General features: G+C 60.0%; 15 protein-coding genes. 8 read left to right on the forward strand and 7 right to left on the reverse strand.

Features of this window, described 5'->3' with window-relative positions; translation table 11 throughout:
* The first annotated feature begins 326 nt into the window (after window positions 1-326).
* Window positions 327-1,055 (forward strand): GNAT family N-acetyltransferase, encoded by a 729-nt coding sequence (locus BPHY_RS33600; protein ID WP_012405929.1) that lies wholly within the window; start codon window positions 327-329, stop codon window positions 1,053-1,055.
* Window positions 1,056-1,181: 126 nt separating this feature from the next.
* Here BPHY_RS33600 and BPHY_RS33605 read toward each other — a convergent pair whose 3' ends face one another.
* Window positions 1,182-2,357, reverse strand: coding sequence for a GGDEF domain-containing protein (locus BPHY_RS33605; protein WP_041766286.1), 1,176 nt, complete (start codon window positions 2,355-2,357; stop codon window positions 1,182-1,184).
* Between the two features lie 193 nt (window positions 2,358-2,550).
* Here BPHY_RS33605 and BPHY_RS33610 point away from each other — a divergent pair, with 193 nt between their 5' ends.
* The 4 genes from BPHY_RS33610 to BPHY_RS33625 all read left to right on the forward strand — a co-directional run bounded on the left by BPHY_RS33610 (window position 2,551) and on the right by BPHY_RS33625 (window position 8,148).
* Window positions 2,551-5,217: a ligase-associated DNA damage response DEXH box helicase gene (locus tag BPHY_RS33610; protein WP_012405931.1), complete on the forward strand. Its 2,667-nt coding sequence runs from the start codon at window positions 2,551-2,553 to the stop codon at window positions 5,215-5,217.
* Complete coding sequence (gene pdeM / locus BPHY_RS33615) at window positions 5,217-5,885, forward strand: ligase-associated DNA damage response endonuclease PdeM (protein ID WP_012405932.1); 669 nt, start codon at window positions 5,217-5,219, stop codon at window positions 5,883-5,885. Before BPHY_RS33610 ends, pdeM begins: the two co-directional genes overlap by 1 nt.
* A gap of 84 nt (window positions 5,886-5,969) precedes the next feature.
* Window positions 5,970-6,440 carry a MaoC family dehydratase gene (locus BPHY_RS33620; RefSeq protein WP_012405933.1) on the forward strand — a complete coding sequence of 157 codons (471 nt, stop codon included), beginning with the start codon at window positions 5,970-5,972 and terminating at the stop codon, window positions 6,438-6,440.
* Between the two features lie 13 nt (window positions 6,441-6,453).
* On the forward strand, window positions 6,454-8,148 hold the full coding sequence (locus BPHY_RS33625; protein ID WP_012405934.1) for a PHA/PHB synthase family protein: 1,695 nt from the start codon (window positions 6,454-6,456) through the stop codon (window positions 8,146-8,148).
* A 40-nt stretch (window positions 8,149-8,188) separates the two neighbouring features.
* On the opposite strand, the gene BPHY_RS33630 is transcribed toward BPHY_RS33625, so the two are convergent.
* From BPHY_RS33630 to BPHY_RS33645, 4 genes are all read right to left on the reverse strand, one after another.
* A complete protein-coding gene (locus BPHY_RS33630) occupies window positions 8,189-9,811 on the reverse strand; it encodes an AAA family ATPase (RefSeq protein ID WP_012405935.1) in 1,623 nt (540 codons plus the stop codon).
* Window positions 9,812-9,866: 55 nt separating this feature from the next.
* Window positions 9,867-10,544: an alpha/beta hydrolase gene (locus BPHY_RS33635; protein WP_012405936.1), complete on the reverse strand. Its 678-nt coding sequence runs from the start codon at window positions 10,542-10,544 to the stop codon at window positions 9,867-9,869.
* Window positions 10,545-10,924: 380 nt separating this feature from the next.
* Entirely contained in the window at window positions 10,925-11,485 is a 561-nt protein-coding gene (locus BPHY_RS38925) for a hypothetical protein (RefSeq protein ID WP_012405937.1), read from the reverse strand.
* Between the two features lie 95 nt (window positions 11,486-11,580).
* On the reverse strand, window positions 11,581-12,069 hold the full coding sequence (locus BPHY_RS33645) for a hypothetical protein (protein WP_012405938.1): 489 nt from the start codon (window positions 12,067-12,069) through the stop codon (window positions 11,581-11,583).
* A gap of 721 nt (window positions 12,070-12,790) precedes the next feature.
* Here BPHY_RS33645 and BPHY_RS33650 point away from each other — a divergent pair.
* Window positions 12,791-13,456: a HEPN/Toprim-associated domain-containing protein gene (locus BPHY_RS33650; protein WP_244257731.1), complete on the forward strand. Its 666-nt coding sequence runs from the start codon at window positions 12,791-12,793 to the stop codon at window positions 13,454-13,456.
* Window positions 13,457-13,569: 113 nt separating this feature from the next.
* Window positions 13,570-14,370: a HEPN/Toprim-associated domain-containing protein gene (locus BPHY_RS42770; RefSeq protein ID WP_012405940.1), complete on the forward strand. Its 801-nt coding sequence runs from the start codon at window positions 13,570-13,572 to the stop codon at window positions 14,368-14,370.
* 408 nt (window positions 14,371-14,778) lie between these two features.
* Here BPHY_RS42770 and BPHY_RS40340 read toward each other — a convergent pair whose 3' ends face one another.
* Window positions 14,779-15,255 (reverse strand): hypothetical protein, encoded by a 477-nt coding sequence (locus BPHY_RS40340; protein ID WP_157686885.1) that lies wholly within the window; start codon window positions 15,253-15,255, stop codon window positions 14,779-14,781.
* Window positions 15,256-15,808: 553 nt separating this feature from the next.
* On the opposite strand from BPHY_RS40340, the gene BPHY_RS33665 reads away from it, so the two are divergent.
* Window positions 15,809-16,276 carry a hypothetical protein gene (locus BPHY_RS33665; protein ID WP_041766291.1) on the forward strand — a complete coding sequence of 156 codons (468 nt, stop codon included), beginning with the start codon at window positions 15,809-15,811 and terminating at the stop codon, window positions 16,274-16,276.
* Between the two features lie 103 nt (window positions 16,277-16,379).
* On the opposite strand, the gene BPHY_RS38930 is transcribed toward BPHY_RS33665, so the two are convergent.
* Complete coding sequence (locus BPHY_RS38930) at window positions 16,380-17,795, reverse strand: competence protein CoiA family protein (RefSeq protein ID WP_052306213.1); 1,416 nt, start codon at window positions 17,793-17,795, stop codon at window positions 16,380-16,382.
* Window positions 17,796-18,155: the final 360 nt, after the last annotated feature.

Below are 18,155 nucleotides of genomic sequence, written 5' to 3' on the forward strand. Positions count from 1 at the left end.
CACGTAAAGTGGCAAGAGCACTATAGTCGCTGCCTTGAGCATCGACAAACGAAGGGCCATGCGCTCATGCCAGGTCATGGTGACCGATGCCCTGCGAAGACAGACGGCTGATCCTTAACATGCCTGAACGCGCTTATATCCAGCTTCGCTTGTCACAAAGGCAAGCGCAACTCGTTGCACGCGCAATGAAACGAACCGCCCGATTCGCTCAAGTGCTCGGCTGAGTTGGCGTAAACGAAGCTAAAATTGTCATCTACGACGATATGCCAGACGCCGGTTTTCACCTACATTGATCCTTCCCGATCAACTTCGCAGCTGGAGACACCATGAAGACCGTGGCGCACCATTCGACGCACACCGGCCTCGACCGTGCAATCTGGACCGCGCTCACGACACGGCAAGCGCACCTTGGGCAAGGCGATGCGCTGGCCCGCCGATATCACGCCGACGTTGCGCCTTTCGCCGCGTTGTCCACCGAAACGCCCGCCGCATACGCAGCGCTGCAACGGCTTCTGCAGCCGCATGAACACGTGGCTCTGCTGTCGCTGGAGCCTCTTTGCGGAATCGCGTCGCTACGGATAGAAAACGTTGGCACGATTCATCAAATGGTGGCCACGCGCCCGGTTGCCGAAACGCCTGACGATGCGGACGTTATCCGCCTGACCAGCGCCGATTCGCCCGACATGCTCGATCTCGCGCAAAGAACCAAACCGGGCCCGTTCGGCCCGCGCACGCACGAAATGGGGCATTACATCGGCTTTCGCGATCGCGGGCGTCTGATCGCAATGGCGGGCGAACGGATGAGCATCGAAGGGTACGTCGAGATCAGCGCCGTCTGCGTCGATGATGCGTGGCGCGGCAAGGGGCTCGCGGGCCGGCTCATCAATATTCTGCGCACGGAGATCGCGCAGCGCGGAGAAACGCCTTTCCTTCACGTGTTCAGCCACAACACGACCGCGATCCGTCTGTACGAATGCCTTGGTTTCGAGGCACGCCGCGTGTTCGTGCTGTCGCGGACCGGTCACGCCGACACGAGCGGCACACACCACGCCTGATCCGCGCACAACGGGCGAACGCTGACGGCCGCTCGAAAAGCGCCGCTGCGCTTTTCACGCGCTTCACCATGAAACTGACGATTCTTCCCGTGCGAGCCGCCCTATCGTATGAAGTGCGTTGGGGAATCAGGCGGCGGCAGAACTCACCGTGGCATGAGCCGATTCAAGCCGGTTGCCGCCGAGCGATTTCGCGCGATAGAGCGCCTGATCGGCGGCCCCCAGCAGATCGCCAAGCGACGAAGCCCCGCTTCCGAACTGCGCAAGTCCGATGCTGACCGTGGCCTGAACGCCCACTCCATTGCCGCCGAGCGTGACCGTCTCGCCGAAACTCTTTACGACGGCTTCGCCCGCTTCTTTGGCACGGATGCTATCGTGCTCCGGCAGCAAAACCGCGAATTCTTCGCCGCCGATGCGTGCCAGAATTGCATGCCGTCCCAGCACGCTGCGCGCGATATCGGCGAAAGACTTGAGGACACGGTCACCCGTCTCGTGACCGTAGCGGTCGTTGATCTTCTTGAAGTGATCGAGGTCGACGGCGAGCAGCGAAACGGAGCGTGCCGCGTCGCTGCTGCTGAGAATGCGCGCCCCCTCTTCGAAGAACCATCGGCGATTGCCAAGGCCGGTCAGATAGTCCGTCTGCGATTCCAGCAGCAGTTGGCCATGCGTTTCTTCGCGAACCAGCCGCAGCAAAGTCATCGGCAGGACGACGGAATACAGCACGCCCTCGTACATCGTGATTTCGCTCACGGCCATCAGGAATCTGAACCCGAAGAGCGTGGTCAGCCAGGGCAGCACGCATGCCCTGAAAGCGTAGAAAGCCGCATGCCCGCCGGATACGAGTATCGCGATACGCAGCGATTGCAGCCGTTTCAGACCATCGCATCGCGCCAGTTCGCCCGCGGTCAGACCGCACGCAACCGCAATGGGAATTGCGCTCAGGTACATCCACATCACGTCCTGCCCGCGCACGCCGGCAATCGCCCACGCGAGCGCGAGCAACACGAGCACACCCGCCGATGTCCGCACGTACTTGCGGCCGTTCAGCACGGCGACACCCTGCAGGATCAGCAGATAACCCCAAACGATGATGAGATTGCTCAGTGCGGAGCCGAGCACACCGGGAAGATCGCGGCGCCACGCCGCCACCGCGCAGCCAATCGCGAGCGTGGCGTAACCCGTGGCCAGTATTCTCAATTCCTTGCTGCGCTTGGGATGGACGCGACACTCCCAGAGCGTCATCGCTGAGCTCGCTAGAAGCGTTCCAATCGCAAGGAGATAAAGCGTAATAAGATCGACATGCATCGCAGACGTAAGGGCTCTGCGCCGGTACATCGCGGCGGCCATCGCATTTTACGCTGAAAAAATGACTGCATCATGCCCGTAGGCAGCCACTTCATTCCACTTGATTTACGCCGCTTGCCGACGCGGGCATGCACGATGCTGGCCAGTGCCGATCGTCTGGAAGCAGGCAACGCCCGTCCACGTGGAAGATCCCATGACCGATCCGATCGATCCCGAGCGCAACAACAGGCGAGCCGGAACTGCCATCGGTAAGGATTGCGACGCCGATCCGCCAGATGCATCGGCCGTCGACGACACGCTCAGCGGGGCACCGCGCCGCCGCGTGCCACGCCCCCGGCCGATACCGAAAGCGCGCGCCCCGCAAACGCCGGAAGCGTTCACATCGGCCGCCTATGCGCCCGAGCCCGACAAAGCGGGCATTCCGTTTGCCGCGCGCGTACAGCAGTGGTTCGATGCACGCCAATGGCAGCCGTTCGAATTCCAGCGCGACGTGTGGCGCGCACTCGCGGAGGGGTTGAGCGGCCTGCTGCATGCGACCACGGGTGCGGGCAAGACGTGGGCCGTGTGGTTCGGCGCAATGTCGGCATACGGCGATCATGCGCCCGGCGCGCTCGCCGATCCGCTGACCGTCCTCTGGATCACACCGATGCGCGCGCTCGCCGCCGACACGGCTCGCGCGTTGCAAAGCTCGGCGCGCGAACTCGCAGTGCCGTGGACGATCGGCCTGCGCACGGGCGACACAAACTCCACCGAGCGCGCGCGCCAGAGCCGCCGCATGCCGAGCGCACTCGTCACGACGCCCGAAAGCCTCTCGCTGATGCTCACGCGCAGCGATGCGCGCGACGCGCTCAAGCACGTTCGCCTCGTCGTCGTCGACGAATGGCATGAACTGCTCGGCAACAAGCGCGGCACGCAAGCTCAGCTGGCGATCGCGCACCTCGCACGCTGGCGTGCGGATCTGCAGGTATGGGGACTGTCGGCGACACTCGGCAACCTCGACTTCGCCGCCGACGTGCTGCTCGCGCCCGTGCGCACGCCGCGCCTCTCCGTGAGCGGCATGCAGCCGAAGACGCTGCTGATCGACACGCTCATTCCCGCGACCATCGAACGGTTTCCATGGGGCGGCCACCTGGGCACGCGTCAGGTCGACGCCGTGGCCGCCGGGATCGACGAAGCGCTCACGTCGCTCGTGTTCACGAACACGCGCTCGCAAGCCGAGATCTGGTATCAGGCGCTGCTCGCGTTGCGCCCCGATTGGGCGGGACTCATTGCACTTCACCACGGCTCGCTCGCGCAGGAAGTGCGCGAGTGGGTCGAGGACGGTCTCAAGAACGGCAAACTGAAGGCCGTCGTCTGCACATCGAGCCTGGATCTCGGCGTCGACTTTCTGCCCGTCGAGCGTGTGTTCCAGATCGGTTCGCCGAAAGGCGTCGCGCGTCTGATGCAGCGCGCGGGTCGCTCCGGGCATGCGCCGGGCCGCGCATCCCGCATCACGATCGTGCCGACGCATGCGCTCGAACTCGTCGAAGCCGCCGCCGCGCGCCGCGCGGTGGAAGCACGGCGTATCGAAGGCCGCGAGACGCCGCGCAAGCCGTTCGACGTGCTGGTCCAGCATCTCGTCACGGTCGCGATCGGCGGCGGCTTCGACGCGACCGAACTGTTCGACGAAGTCCGCACGACCTTCGCGTACCGCGACCTGACACGACATGAATTCGACTGGGCGCTCGCGTTCGTCGAGCGCGGCGGTCCGTCGCTGGGTGCGTATCCGGACTTTCATCGCGTCGTGCAAGACGAGGACGGCGTGTATCGCGTGCCGCGTGACGATCTGATCCGCCGCCATCGCAACAATGTCGGCACCATCGTGGCCAACGCAACACTGCACGTGGCGTGGCTCGCGGGCGGCCGGATCGGTTCGATGGAAGAGTCGTTCATTTCGCGGCTAAAACCCGGCGACGTATTCACGTTCGGCGGCCGTGCGCTCGAACTGGTGCGCGTGCGCGACATGACCGCCTATGTGCGTCGCGCGAGTTCCGTGCGGGGCGCGATGCCGCAGTGGGCGGGCAGCAAGATGCCGTTGTCGTCGGAACTGGCGGACGCGACGCTTGCGATGCTGGCCGAGGCCGTGCGCGGAATCTACTCCGAGCCGGAAATGATCGCTGTGCGGCCTTTGCTCGAATTGCAGGCAAGCTGGTCGGCACTGCCGGAAGCAGGTGTGCTGGTTGCCGAAATGCTGCGCTCGCGCGAAGGCCATCACTTCTTCTGCTATCCGTTCGCGGGACGCGTTGCGCACATCGGCCTCGCATCGCTGCTCGGCTGGCGCGCGGCACGCGAGCGCCCCGGCACGTTTTCGATCTCCGCCAACGACTACGGCTTCGAGCTACTGTCGTCGCAGCCCTTCGACTGGGCGGCGCTGATCGCGGAAGGTCTCTTCTCTTCGGCGCGCCTCGCCGGCGACATCATGGACAGCCTCAACGCATCGGAACTTGCGATGCGGCGCTTCCGCGAAATTGCGCGTGTCGCCGGGCTCGTCTATCAGGCGCATCCTGGTCAGCAGAAAAGCGCGCGGCAGTTGCAGGCATCGAGCGGACTCTTCTATGAAGTGTTTCGCAAGCATGACAGCGACAACCTGCTGCTCGCGCAAGCCGATGCGGAAGTAATGTTGCAGGAACTGGAACTCGATCGCATGAAGCGTGCACTCGACGCAATGAACACAAGCCGCCTCGCGCTGACGCATCCGAAAAAACCGACGCCATTCGCGTTCCCGCTGATCGTCGCCCGCATCCGCGAGAAAGTGAGCACGGAGAAGCTCGCGGACCGCATCGAACGAATGCTCGCTGAACTCGACAAGGCAGCATGCTGATGCTATTCGAAACCCTCACTGTCGAAGCGGGTGGTCATCCGTTGCAATTGTCGGCACAACGAGCCGCGTTCGATCCGCAACTGAAATGTTTGCTGATCGCCGACGCGCATTTCGGCAAGGACGCCGTGTTCCGCGCGCACGGTGTGCCCGTGCCTGCCGGTGCGACCGCGGGCGATCTCGCGCGGCTCGATGCGCTGATCGCCGCGTATCGGCCCGACTCGATCGTCTTTCTCGGCGATCTGTTGCACGGCCGCGAATCGCTCGGCAGCGAGACGATGCAGGCGCTCATCGCGTGGCGTGCGCGACTTGGGTCCGTTCGCGTGATGGTGGTCGAAGGCAATCACGATCGCAACGCCGGGTTGCTGCCGCCGTCGCTGGACATCGAGACGGTGTTCGAGCCGTGGGTATTCGGGCCGTGGGCGTTGTGCCACTATCCGCAAGCCGTCGACGGCGCGTATGTGCTCGCGGGTCATCAGCACCCTGTCTATGTGATCGCGAGTCGCGCCGATTCAGTGCGCGTGCCCTGCTTCCGTTTTGCCGCGCGCTGTGGCGTGCTGCCCGCGTTCGGTGCGTTCACGGGCGGCTTCGTCGTCAACCGGTCCAACGACGACGCGGCGATCTACGCCGTCGCGCAGAACCGCGTGATCGCGGTGCGCAAGCCCGCATAGGCATACCCCCCGTCCGTGGGGGGAGCGGGCCAATTTCGCCATGCTACCTTGCTCTCCAGTAACCGTACGATAGCAAGGAATACCATGAACGAGCTGAACGGCTTCGACTTCGAAGACCTGCAACCTGGCATGAGCGCCACGTTCGCCAAAACCATCACGGAAGCGGACATCCTGTTGTTCGCGGGGGCATCGGGCGACATCAACGCAGTCCACATCAACGAACAGTTCGCGCGCACGACGCCGTTCAAGGGCCGCATTGCACACGGCATGCTGACCGCGAGCATCATCTCCGCGACGATCGCCGGACGCCTGCCCGGACCCGGCACTGTGTATCTCGGCCAAAACCTGCGCTTCAAGGCGCCCGTTCGTCCCGGCGACACCGTACAGGCCGAAGTCACGATCAAGGAACTGATCGCGGACAAACGCCGCGTGGTGTTGTCGACGGTGTGCACGGTCGACGGCAAGGTGGTGATCGATGGCGACGCGATTGTCATGCCGACCTCGCGCGATACACAGGTCAAGGCAAGCGCCGATCGCTCAGCCGTCAACGCGTGAATCAGGACTGGATATGAAAATGCCGTTTAGCATGCCGGATGAGTTTGCGTCGGGTTGGATCAAAGCAGGGTTCAACTTCTGGCGTTCGCTTCCACTGTCGAATGACACGCACAGCACGCGAAAAACGCTCACACAGGCGAGCGCCGATTACTGGCGTCAACAAGCCGCGCTATACACAAGCGTATTCACGGGCATGACGGGCATGAAGTCCGCTTCGCAGCCGGTGATCGAGGCGCCGCAAGGCGACCGCCGCTTCAACGCTGACGACTGGTCCAGCAACGGTTGGTACAGCCTGGTCAAGCAGAACTACCTGATCAACGCGCGCATGCTCGAAGACATGGTCGAGGCTAGCACGCTGGTCGACAAGGAAAAGCACAAGCTGCGCTTTTACACGCGCCAGTTCATCGACCTCGCGAGTCCGACCAATTGCGCCGCGACCAATCCTGATGTCATCCGTCACGCGATCGAGTCGAGCGGCACAAGTCTCGTATCGGGCGCGACCCGTTTGCTCGAAGACATGAAGGACGGCTGCATTTCGATCACCGATCGCGGCGCGTTCGAAGTAGGCCGCAGCGTGGCCGCGTCCGAAGGTTCAGTCGTGTTCGAGAACGAGCTGTTTCAACTGATCCAGTACACGCCGCTTACGGCGACCGTCGCACAACGGCCGCTCCTGATCGTTCCGCCGTGCATCAACAAGTTCTACATTCTGGATCTGCAACCGGACAACTCGTTCGTGCGTTTCGCATGCGAACAGGGGCTGACGGTGTTCCTCGTGTCGTGGCGCAATCCGGACGAAAGCATGTCCCATACGCTATGGGATGACTATGTGGAAAGCGGCGTGATGAAGGCGATCGAAGTCTCGCGTTCGATTACCCGCGTGGACAAGGTCAATGCGCTGGGCTGGTGTGTCGGCGGCACGCTGCTGTCGTCGGCGCTCGCCGTCATGCGCGCGAATGGTGATAACACGGTCGCAAGCGCGACGCTGCTGACCGCACTGCTCGACTTCAGCGAACCCGGCGATCTTGGCGTGTTCATCGACGAAGCGGGTGTGTCGATGCGCGAACACACGATCGGACGCGGCGGTCTCTATCCGGGACGTGAACTCGGCTTCGTCTTCCAGACGCTGCGTGCCAACGACCTGATCTGGCCGTACGTCGTCAACAACTATCTGAAGGGCAAGACACCCGCCGCGTTCGACCTGCTGTACTGGAACGCGGACACGACCAATCTGCCCGGCCCGATGTACGCCTGGTACCTGCGCAACATGTATCTGGAGAACAACCTGCGCGTGCCGAACCGCCTGACCATGTGCGGCACGCCTGTGGATCTTGGGCGCATCGATATCCCTGCCTATCTGCTCGCGACAGAGGAAGATCACATCGTTCCGTGGCGATCCGCTTATCAGTCGACCCAACTGCTCGGCGGTCAAACGGAGTTCGTGCTCGGCGCGAGCGGCCACATCGCCGGCGTCATCAATCCTGCTTCGAAGAACAAACGCAGCTATTGGACGGGCGGCGTGCCCGGCGGCGATGCAGAGCAATGGCTCGAAGGCGCTACGCGGCAAACGGGCAGCTGGTGGAATCACTGGATACGCTGGATAAAGCAGCATGCGGGCGACGACGTGAAGGCTCGCACGACGCTGGGCAATGCGAAGCACAAGCCCATCGAACCCGCCCCGGGCCGTTACGTAAAAGTCCGCGCCAGCTAATCGATTACGTGCATTGCACGTAGGGCACGCGTTCGCACCATCACGCGTGTCCGCGAAACAGCGCGCAGGTTCTGAACGCTTCCTCCGAAAGCGCGATCTGCTTGGCGCGGCAGTAGCGCGTGGTCAGCTTCAGCAGTTCCTTGATGTCTCGCCCGCTAGCTCTTGGCCATGCATTCGTCAGCGCTTCGATCAGGTCATCGTCGAGATCGGCGCCCAACTGCTCGGCAAGGAGCTTCCACAAGCGCATTGCGTCGGCCTTCGGCGGCGTTTCATAGTGTATCTTCGCGATGCAGCGCGACAGAATCGCATCGTCGACATCGTCGATGCGATTGGTCGTCATGAACAGCAGGCCGTTGAAGTATTCGAGCGTGCGCAGAAACTCCGCGACGATTGCATTGTGCTCGAGGTCGTTGTCGCGTCGGCGGATATAGACGTCGGCTTCATCGAGCAGCAGAATCGCGTCCCAGCGCGTCGCGCGCTGCAGGATGCCCGACAGCGACGCACCGACCGACGCTGCCGTGGTGCCGAGCTGACCCGAATGCACCCGATACAGCGGCTTGCCGACCACTTCCGAATAGACTTCGGCCGTCAAGGTCTTGCCCAGCCCCGGCGCGCCCTGGCAAAGAATCGTCGTGCCGCCCGATTTGCCCGGCACGAAGTCCTGCACGAACACATTCGTCTTCGACGTCAGAATGTCGATCAGATCGCGATGATGCGTCGGCAACACCAGCTTGTCGCGCAACGCCGGCTGATAGCAATATTCGCTCATGTGCTGCACGTGCGCCCAGATCGGGCTGTGCCATTCGAGATGGAACAGGCACACGTAGCAATGCAGCGGCACCTTGTCGAAGCCATTTTCGACACTCGCGGCGCGCCAGAATGCGGCGTCGGCCGTCGACTGGAAGCGCCGCTCCAGCGTCTCTTCGTCGTTCACGCACTTCGCACTCACGCCGTCGGGAATGCGGATCAGCTCGGCGCCCGTTTTTGCATCGACTGTGTAAGCGGCTTTCGATACCACGAACTGCGCACCGAAACGCGGTTGAAATTGCAGGAAGCGCTGCGCATGCCCCTCGTATTCGCGCTTGAATTCGGCGCATTCCTTATAGAAACCGAACTCGGCGAGCAACTCGGGAATCGTGCGGTCGACGATGTCGTGCCGGTTGATGACCAGCGAAGTCGTCATGCCCGAGAGCCGCAAATGATGTTCGGTGCGCTCGGAGTTCGCGGATTGCATCGTGTTCGCCAGCATATCCACGACGACGTACGGTGTGCCCTGATCGGGCTCCACGAGCCGCATGCGACGCACGAGCCACGGCAGCAGCGTACCGTCCTTCGCACGGCTGTACAGCCAGCCGTCGATCGCGTCGCGCGTCAGGTACGCGATCAGCCCCGCCACAAGTTGCTCGAGGCTCGGAATTGCGCGCGCTTGCGGCGCATTGTAGATGTTGTCGAGCGCGAGCATCTGGAACATCAGCGCACGTTCGTTGTTCGCCTTGCTCAGCGAATAGAGCGTATTCAGCGAGCGGGCATCGAACAGCCTGCTCGACACCACCATGCTGCCGTGACATGCACCGTGCTGATTGAGTTGTCGCGCGAGCGGCGAGCCCGCCTCGATCATCGCAAGCAACGGATGCACCAGTGATTCCGGTATTTCGAAGTCCATAGACGCACTCGTATTTGATGATGGCGCTGCATCGCGGCCGGCGACGGGCCGCCCGCTAGCCGAGGAAGAACCGAACAGCCATGCCGACGACGGCAGGCTGGATTGCATGCAGTCCGTTGAATTCCACGTATTGCACGTCGTAGCCCGCCGCTTTCAGCTTGGCCGCGTTCGCGCGGCCGCTGGTTTCGATGGACAGTTGTTCGTCGCGTATCCCGTGCGCAATAAAGACTTTGGGCGCGCCTTCCTGTGTGAACACGGACATGAATCCGCCAGAGAACGCGATCACGTGGCTCGCGATATCGCCGTTGGTGATGCCCATCGACAGCGCGTAGCTCGCGCCGTCCGAGAAACCTGCGAAGGCGAGACGATCGGGATCGATCGCATAGCGCGACGTCACTTCGACGAGCGCGCGGTCGAGCCGCTCCAGATCCGGCCCGCTGCCACCGATTACGATGTCCCACGTCGGATACAGCGAATGTGGCGCGAGGACGAGAAATTTGTCGCGATCCGCGTGCTCCTCGATAAAGGGCAGCACTTTTTCCGGAAAGCCGCCTGCGCCATGAAACATCACGAAGAGCGGCACGCGCGCGTTCGGTTCGAGTCCGGCCGGCACGTACAGGATCGCGTCGCGGTCGGCCGCGATGCCGAGCCGGTTGCGGCCGGACGGCAACGGTCCTTTGACCGCGTCGGTGGGTGTGAAAGTCAGGCGGCCGAGCAGTGATGGATCGAACATGGTGAAAGCCGGTTTGAGCGCGGTGTCGCGCATGAACGAATCTTCCTGCCGTTGAGCGGGCGGCGCTGGAGGTGATCGATATCGCCTATGGAGGCCGATCGCGCCTCGGGCGCTTTGGGCACAGTTCTTCGGTTATTGGTGAGATTTTGATATGTAATATATCACGAAGGTGGGTGGTGTGGCTGTACAAGGGCGTCAATCAGCACGCTAACCGCGCCCAAAAAAGTCCGTACTTGCACAAAAAAGGCTGTACCTGCACAAAAAAGTTTGTACTTGCACAAAAAAATGTGTACCAAGACCGTCGACTACTCAAGCGAGCGCATCCCTTGATGCGCTCGCTTGAGTAGTCCGTCATCCTCTTTGGCACCATTGCCTGCAGATTAACCGACTGAGCGACAGCACACCGCTCCGTCCAACGCACACCACTCGAACATCTCCCGCATACGGACATAGATTGCGTAGAAGTCCTCGTACGCAACCTTCTTCGCACGCTCATCCCATTCGGCGAATTCGGCAGCCACCCTTGCGGAAGTTTTGGGACCTGCTACCCAGCCTCCGTCCGCCCAGATGAACAAATCTCGGAAAGGAACAGCGGCACCTGCATCGAGAAGCGCCTCAGTACAGCCGACCATGTACGCAAGCCCAATAATCCAGTTGTTGCATGTCCACAAGTCACGTAAGGAGAAATACCTCACCTCCGCGCAGTGGTACGCGGAATAGTAGTTCTCGTCGTCCCAAAGGTCCCGAAGCATCGGCTCTCTTCCCACGAACAAAATGTTCTCGGCAGGGTAGCCGTCGGCGTCCCCCAGTCCCGGCAATTTCGTCAGGCCTCGGCCAGCCCAATATACAACGCTCATAACATACCTTTGAATAGTCAGATACTCTGCAAGCAGTGGTTGTCTGCTCGCATCGTCGATTTCGTCTGCTGCGACATGCGTCACACAGACTCCTCGCCTCGATTCATCGAATCGGGCATGAGGTATAGCGTTAGGTGAAAAAGGTGGCGCGATAAAAAACTCCACGCCTGCACAGGAATTCACCACGACTGAAGCCAGCATGCGCCGCCTTCAGAAGCCATCTCGAACATGTCGCGGACCATCCCGTAATAGAAGTAAAAGTCCTCATCACCAAGGGCCCGCGCGCGTTCGTCCCAAAGAGCGAAGTCTTCAGCGAGCTTCTTCGACGCAACAGGACCAAACGTTCCGAAATCGTTCCGGCCGTACCTGAAGATGTCGCGGAACGCGACTGTGCTGTCTTGCTCAGGAGGGTTATCAAGGCCGACCAGTTTCATAAGCTTGACCACCCAGTTCACGTACGCCCACCATCTGTCAGCAACGCGGTACCAATTGGACTCGTCGAATCGATACATGGCGCCCTCGTCCATGCCTTCCGTGATGGTCGGGCAGTCCGGATTCGACTCCGTGACTACGTGCACTGTCTCGTCGAAATCCGGATCGCTCAGGACAGCCTCCCGGTCAACTTTCTTCATGTTCTTGCAAGCAATGAAATAAACGGGACCGCTCATGAAACACCCCAGAAAATAAGATAGATTTTAAAAATACCCTAAAGATGTATTTGTCGTCATCGTTGCCAGATAGCGCAGACTCTCACGCATGCTTTCAATATCGGACGACGGACGTCTGGGGATATTTATATCACTCGGATTTTCGACAGGACAAGCGATAAAACAAAGATTTTTCCGATCGAAACGCAAGTTTCTAAGAACCGCCTTATTTTTATCAGCGATTTTCAATCACTCTAAAATTTGCCCTTGTACGCGTTATGACCCTTATTTTCTTGGACCGTCTCGCGGACCCAACGCGCTCCTTCCGATGCAGCTAGCCAGGACGGGGAACGTCGCTGGAGCCGCAAGCTCCGACGCCTACCAAGAGGTCCAGCTGGCCCGCCACGGCTGATTCCACCCCTCCATAGGCCCTTCCTCCGATGCTGCGCCGACCGGCGCGGACATACCGGAACAGGCTGTTCTCCGCTACCAAGTCAGCGGGTCTTCCCCGCTAGCCTGAATAGCTCCCCCGGCGTCAAAACAATACATGCCAAAAAACAGCGCTTATTTATTAAGAGATTTTAATAACAACATCGGTAAATCGTAAAATAATTCCCGCGATCTCACAATTTTCCGAATACCCGTGGTAAGGTTTATTCAACGGATGAGCGGACCTATACCGTTTCATCGAACCTCAATCTCGGATTCCATCCGAATTACCTGACACAGGTCTATTATGGGCATGCCCAGCGCATTCATCACGATTAACGGCTATGGCCTAAAAACCACGCGGCTTGGTTACCGCAGATGGCGATTCAAACGCGAAGACCGAGCCATCCGCCCGATGGACCGCCGCGAATACGTGTACGTCACCTCCGCTGCTGTCATGCGCAAGCGCCTTACAGAAGCCGGCTATAACCGCCCGGCGTTGGAGCTGGAGTACCTGAGGACCTTGCAGAAGATTTCCGCAGAGGGTGCAGAGTCCTACTTCCGCACTCGTTGCTGCATAGGACGGTACACCTCCACCCAACGCGCTGAGGCCTGCAGGCGCGCGTCGCTTAACGATTGGCTGTTCGCTTTGAAGGAAAACATCACCAATCGCAAGGCGCGCATTTCCAACCCGCCTGACCGTGTCGATGATCGGGGTCGGCCTGCCGAAGTCGACGTTCTGATCGATACCCTGGCGTACAGTGAATCGACGATCTACCCTATCAAGACGGAGCATCTGCTGAACGCATTTCCCTGCGCCAGCCTGGACTGTATGGCAATCGCGATGCTCGAAGTTGTGCCGGACACGGCCGAATGCATTCTCGACGTCACGGACCTGGTCAACCATGAGCTTGTCTACTGCTTCGACGATCTCAAAAAGGTAGATGAAACGACCGGCGACGACAGGTACGACATTTGACCGATCCCTTTACACAACAGACCTGAAATTCATCAAGTAAAAAGGTCGTCGACTCGACGGCGCAGGTTCTCCCCCCGCCTGCCCGGGTCCCCATAACCTATACGAACCCAAAAATGACTTTTCGCGCCTACTACATGTTCAATGGCTATCCTGTTTGCTGGGAACAAGAAAGCTATTTCCGTTGGCTCTTCACTAGAAAGGATCGAGTGATTCGACACCGAACCAAGGGAGAACGCAATGCTCTCATCCACGATCTGCCGGAGAATCGTGCGGAATGGGATGAGCCGGAGACGGACTACCTGTATGTCGTAACCGCCGAGGAGCTCCGACGACGCCTTAGTCTCATCCCCTGCCTCGACCCAGTGAGCTCGATCACATACCTCGACGAAGTGAAGTATGGCCAGGATATGACATCGCTTCGAAGCGAATTTGAGCGCTATAGGAGCGCGATGATCGCGGACAAGGCACCCACGTTCTACGCGAGTGCGTCGGACTATTACGGGGAAGAAGCGGACGCCGTGCGGAAGCATGTCCCAGAACGAGCAGACGCACTTAGAGAAACAACTCTCGACGATTGGTTACTGGCCCTCAAGGAAGTCGTTGAGAGCGGAGCAACACGCGCAAAGGGATTTACTAGTCCTCCTATGCCGAAAGGTCCTACCTTCGATACGAAGGCGCTGGCCGACATCATCCTGACCGACCAGCATCCGTGCAATTGTGACCTGAGACCTTGGCACGATCTGTGGGGTTTCCCGTGTTCCCTGCTCGAGCACCTTGCCGTCGCAATGCTAGAGGTCATCCCACCGAACGCTGAGTGCGTCCTGGACGTCACGGAACTCGTGGAGAACGACTGCGTGTACTGCTTCGAGGACCTCATACTTGCGAATGAGGACGGTAGAATCGCGCTCGTTTGAGCTAATCGAAATAACACTCAGATCATCCGGGCTGCCTACACGAGGCGGCGCCGGACGATCTGAATTCAGCTTCTCGGACGATGGCCGAGGTCCTACTGACAGAAGAGCGTCCGCAGCCTACCCTCCCCTGCACGGAGTTCGGAAATTCCGCGGTTGTTGTGCTTGAAGTCGTTCCCCGTAACGCCGAATGTGTTCTCGATGTGACCGAGCTAGTGCAGAACAAGCGCGTGTATTGCTTCGACGACCTCGTCCTGGCAAGCGAAGGCACCCATGTTTGACCTATGCCACTCAACTGTGCGTTCCGTGGTCTTACCGAGGTGCGATTCGCGCTCGTCGATTATCTTGACATTGAGCGACGCGCCTCCGTCGTCACGTTGGCAAGAACATGTGCCGGGATTGAGTTCTTGTTTAAGCATCTACCTTGTTCGTAGCATCTACAGCAGGAGAATCTGCGGTAAGGTTTGCTTCGCTCCCGGCTCGACCAGCGGTCGTTCGATGCGGTGCACACTTTGCGCAAAGGACCGCCAGATAGTCAACGTCAACCGTATGCCCGATTCCGTTCACCATGTCCGTACAAGTTGCAAGATAGGTCTTGTGATACTCGGCCATATCAACCGGCCCACCACATTTGGCGCAGGGTTCAATAGGACCAATACCAGGACGTCGAATAGGCACGCCTTCATTCGCCATCACCACAGCGCAACGCTCATCCATACAAGCTTGTGAACAGTAGCATTCGAGCGCGGTGGCGACGGAGATTTCGACTTCCGGCGGATCACATTCGAAATGCACGCGATCCCATTCGCGACATACCTGGAACACCCTCCCGCTGAACATCCGGTCGCACGTATAACATTCATAGCCATCGTCATCGGTTGATTCCATGATGTCCTCAGCGACCGCAAGTCTCCCGAGATGCCCGACAAGCTGTTGGCACCGTGATCGTGAGTCTGCCCCCTCGGCGACGTCCACTCGGGGAGATTCCTCGCAGTGAAATTCCTTCTCCCGTGTGACGATCGTAGACCCAAGACAGCTACGTGACCATATTGAGGATGACGATGTGTTGCGAGTAGGCCAAATCCCCTATTTAGCGCTATACGGGTCATCTGACAACGAACACATGATGTCTGGCCACCGGGGAAAAATCTCGGCGTCGTTCTTTGCTGGCCCGTTGAGCTCGTGGATGAGAAAGGAGCGCGCACAGACAGCAGCCCGAACCAGGTCAGCAAGATTGGATCGAAGCTGTGGCGTCGATATTCGACGTAGATGTCAGCAACGCAGTTCGCAAATTGCAGAAGATCCGATGCCGAATATTATTCCGAGTACAGAACCCTTCTCGCTCCCGGGAGGTCGTCGAGATTTTACGGAGAAGAGCACCGCTAATGGCACGTAGCTGTTGTATCGGATTAAGCAATGCCACAAGCCTATGGAGCACCTCATGGAACGTAGTCCTCGGTCGTGGGATTCGATGCCGCTGAATGATCGCAGCCGTGCCTGGTTCGTTACCAGATGGCCCGGTAGAATCGTTGGCGTTGCAGATGCCCAACTGCTGTTCGTCGTGGACATCCGGGCATGCCGCTGCTTATGTTTCCGCTTGTTTAGCGCTGCGTCGGCGCACTGGGCATACGACCCGCTCGTGGAACTCTTACGATTGTTTTCAGCGCCCGAAGCACTCGTCACCGACGATTCGCGGCTTCAGCACGTTCTCGCCGCCGCAGGAGCCAGTCTCGAAAATCCGGCATCGCCTTTTCTTGACAAGAGCATCACGATGACACCAGCTATCCACGACTGCATCAAATCGCTCGAAGGCCTATTCAATTCGCCCGAATTCCAGATGCTCAAATCAATGGACACCGTCAACGAAGCTTTGGAATCGTGGCGTTCGCGTTACAACGAGCGCAGATGACGATGCGCAGCATCGCCCGTTCAACAGGGTGTTCAATGACAGTCAGCGGCAATATCAAAAGGCACTGCGGGTAGCGGGAATCACTAGGAAATCTCGGGAGGCACTAAGCGACATCCCGCACGAACACGCCGGCCGCGGTTAGAAGCTCAACAGCCTTCTCGACAGTGATACGCAATGTCGCCGCGACGTTTCGGGCGTAGGCTGCCGCATTCGCCCGTCGGAGCCGTGCGTCTCGCCACACGCTCAGGAGCATCCGTGCGTCGCTGGGTGCAACATGGACCCCTGTCTTCCGCACCGCAGACCAGAACTGCGACTCATCTGCGACGTCATGCGCCCAGAAAAGTCCGCGTGTCGCGGTTTTTAAGGCGGTGGCTTTGGCCTCCGGGCCTGGCACTTCCGTCTCGGTCCCAAGTTCGTCCCGAAGGATTTCGAACTCCTGCCGCACACGCCGGCGGAGATACCCCGCTCGCTCGAGAACGGAAAGAAAATCCCAGACGGCGACGCGAACGGATGTCGATTCGGTTGAGGCAATGGCGTAACGCTGAACCAGCCATTCGGCAACCGTCTCGACGGACACCCTCGGATACGGGGGTCGCGCTCCCTGCTCATGGATGTACTTGCGGAACGCATCGGCTTGCCAGATTCGTGTGGGCACCCTGAAGGCAGAGCCGCCCCACACCTCGTGACCAAGACTGGCCGGCCACGAACTGACAGGCTTGCGCAGTTTTGCTTCGAGGAATGCCAGCTTCTGCGCCGTGGTCGCGTCCCGAAACCGGGCGTTGGCCATTTCAATCTTCTTGAGGCGTTCGGCACGTGCGTCGGCGCGCGCGGCAGCGAGTGCAGCGTCGCGCCGACGTTCTTCCTGGCGCTCTTGTTCGAGCGCGGCGCCGAACGCTGCATCGCGCTGGTCTCGCAAGGCATTCAACTGGGCCCGTGCCTCCGCTTCTCCAGGATAGAACAGCCAGCGCTTGCCCTCTGTCGCGTCAAGCACAAGTTGCCGGACCTCCGGCTCCTTGACGTCGCGAGGGACAGCCGACAGGTCGATTTCAAGGGTCGGCGTCTGAAGTCGCTTAAGCGCCTCCAGTTTTGGAGCGTCAGGCTCGTGTGTGACCGTCACTTCGACAAAGATGGCTTTGCTCTGGCAAACGCCCCGAAAATCAGGCCGAATGCCGTCGACCCATACTTCCGCTTCACCCGCCGCGTCCCAGTAGAGGGTCTGTTCGACGCAAAGAGCAATGTCTGCGGGGCCTGGGCGCTCATAAAGCCGGCACACCAGCGCGGGCACGTGCAGGGTATCGCTTTCAACGAGAATCTGTTTGGCAAGAAGATGCAGCGCCGTCTCGAAGGCCCCCGTGCAGGCAGTCTCGGCCTTGTGCGCGAAGTGCCAGACCCGCACGTCGCCCTGCTTTCGGGTCACGAGTTGTCGGCACTCGGCGCAGCGAAAGTTGCCCTCGACATGCGGCACGTCGTGGATATCGACGATGCGATCTTTCTCGTCAAGGGCAAATGGAATCTTCAATGGCAATCAAAGCAAAGTGCCGTGGCCGAAAATGGCAGCCATTTCACGGGGACAAGCCCACGGTGACACTCTGTCCGCATTAGCGCTCGATCTCTGCCGGAGGCTGGCTCGCTCTCACGCGCAGCACATTGCCCTCCGGTGTGATCTGCCGGGGGATATCGTCAAATGTGGGCGCTGCCGCGGCCGATGCACGCCGCTCTGATGGGGGCACCGCCAAAGGAGCCGTGTGCCGTCTTTGAGCAGAAGCTGTGTTGATGCCAGAGTGCCTCCGCTTTTTCGGATTACGCGCAACGGCTTCAGGCCTCGTCGTATGTTCGGCAATCACGCCACCGCGCGCTTCAGGCGGATTCCACACCTCTA

Source organism: Paraburkholderia phymatum STM815 (assembly GCF_000020045.1).
Taxonomy (GTDB): Bacteria; Pseudomonadota; Gammaproteobacteria; order Burkholderiales; family Burkholderiaceae; genus Paraburkholderia; species Paraburkholderia phymatum.

Coding starts and splice junctions, on each gene's coding strand:
- BPHY_RS33600 (WP_012405929.1), top strand. CDS start 327: ATGAAGACCGTGGCGCACCATTCGACGCACACCGGCCTCGACCGTGCA.
- BPHY_RS33605 (WP_041766286.1), bottom strand. CDS start 2,357: ATGCATGTCGATCTTATTACGCTTTATCTCCTTGCGATTGGAACGCTT.
- BPHY_RS33610 (WP_012405931.1), top strand. CDS start 2,551: ATGACCGATCCGATCGATCCCGAGCGCAACAACAGGCGAGCCGGAACT.
- pdeM (WP_012405932.1), top strand. CDS start 5,217: ATGCTATTCGAAACCCTCACTGTCGAAGCGGGTGGTCATCCGTTGCAA.
- BPHY_RS33620 (WP_012405933.1), top strand. CDS start 5,970: ATGAACGAGCTGAACGGCTTCGACTTCGAAGACCTGCAACCTGGCATG.
- BPHY_RS33625 (WP_012405934.1), top strand. CDS start 6,454: ATGAAAATGCCGTTTAGCATGCCGGATGAGTTTGCGTCGGGTTGGATC.
- BPHY_RS33630 (WP_012405935.1), bottom strand. CDS start 9,811: ATGGACTTCGAAATACCGGAATCACTGGTGCATCCGTTGCTTGCGATG.
- BPHY_RS33635 (WP_012405936.1), bottom strand. CDS start 10,544: ATGTTCGATCCATCACTGCTCGGCCGCCTGACTTTCACACCCACCGAC.
- BPHY_RS33645 (WP_012405938.1), bottom strand. CDS start 12,069: ATGAGCGGTCCCGTTTATTTCATTGCTTGCAAGAACATGAAGAAAGTT.
- BPHY_RS33650 (WP_244257731.1), top strand. CDS start 12,791: ATGCCCAGCGCATTCATCACGATTAACGGCTATGGCCTAAAAACCACG.
- BPHY_RS42770 (WP_012405940.1), top strand. CDS start 13,570: ATGACTTTTCGCGCCTACTACATGTTCAATGGCTATCCTGTTTGCTGG.
- BPHY_RS40340 (WP_157686885.1), bottom strand. CDS start 15,255: ATGGAATCAACCGATGACGATGGCTATGAATGTTATACGTGCGACCGG.
- BPHY_RS33665 (WP_041766291.1), top strand. CDS start 15,809: ATGGAACGTAGTCCTCGGTCGTGGGATTCGATGCCGCTGAATGATCGC.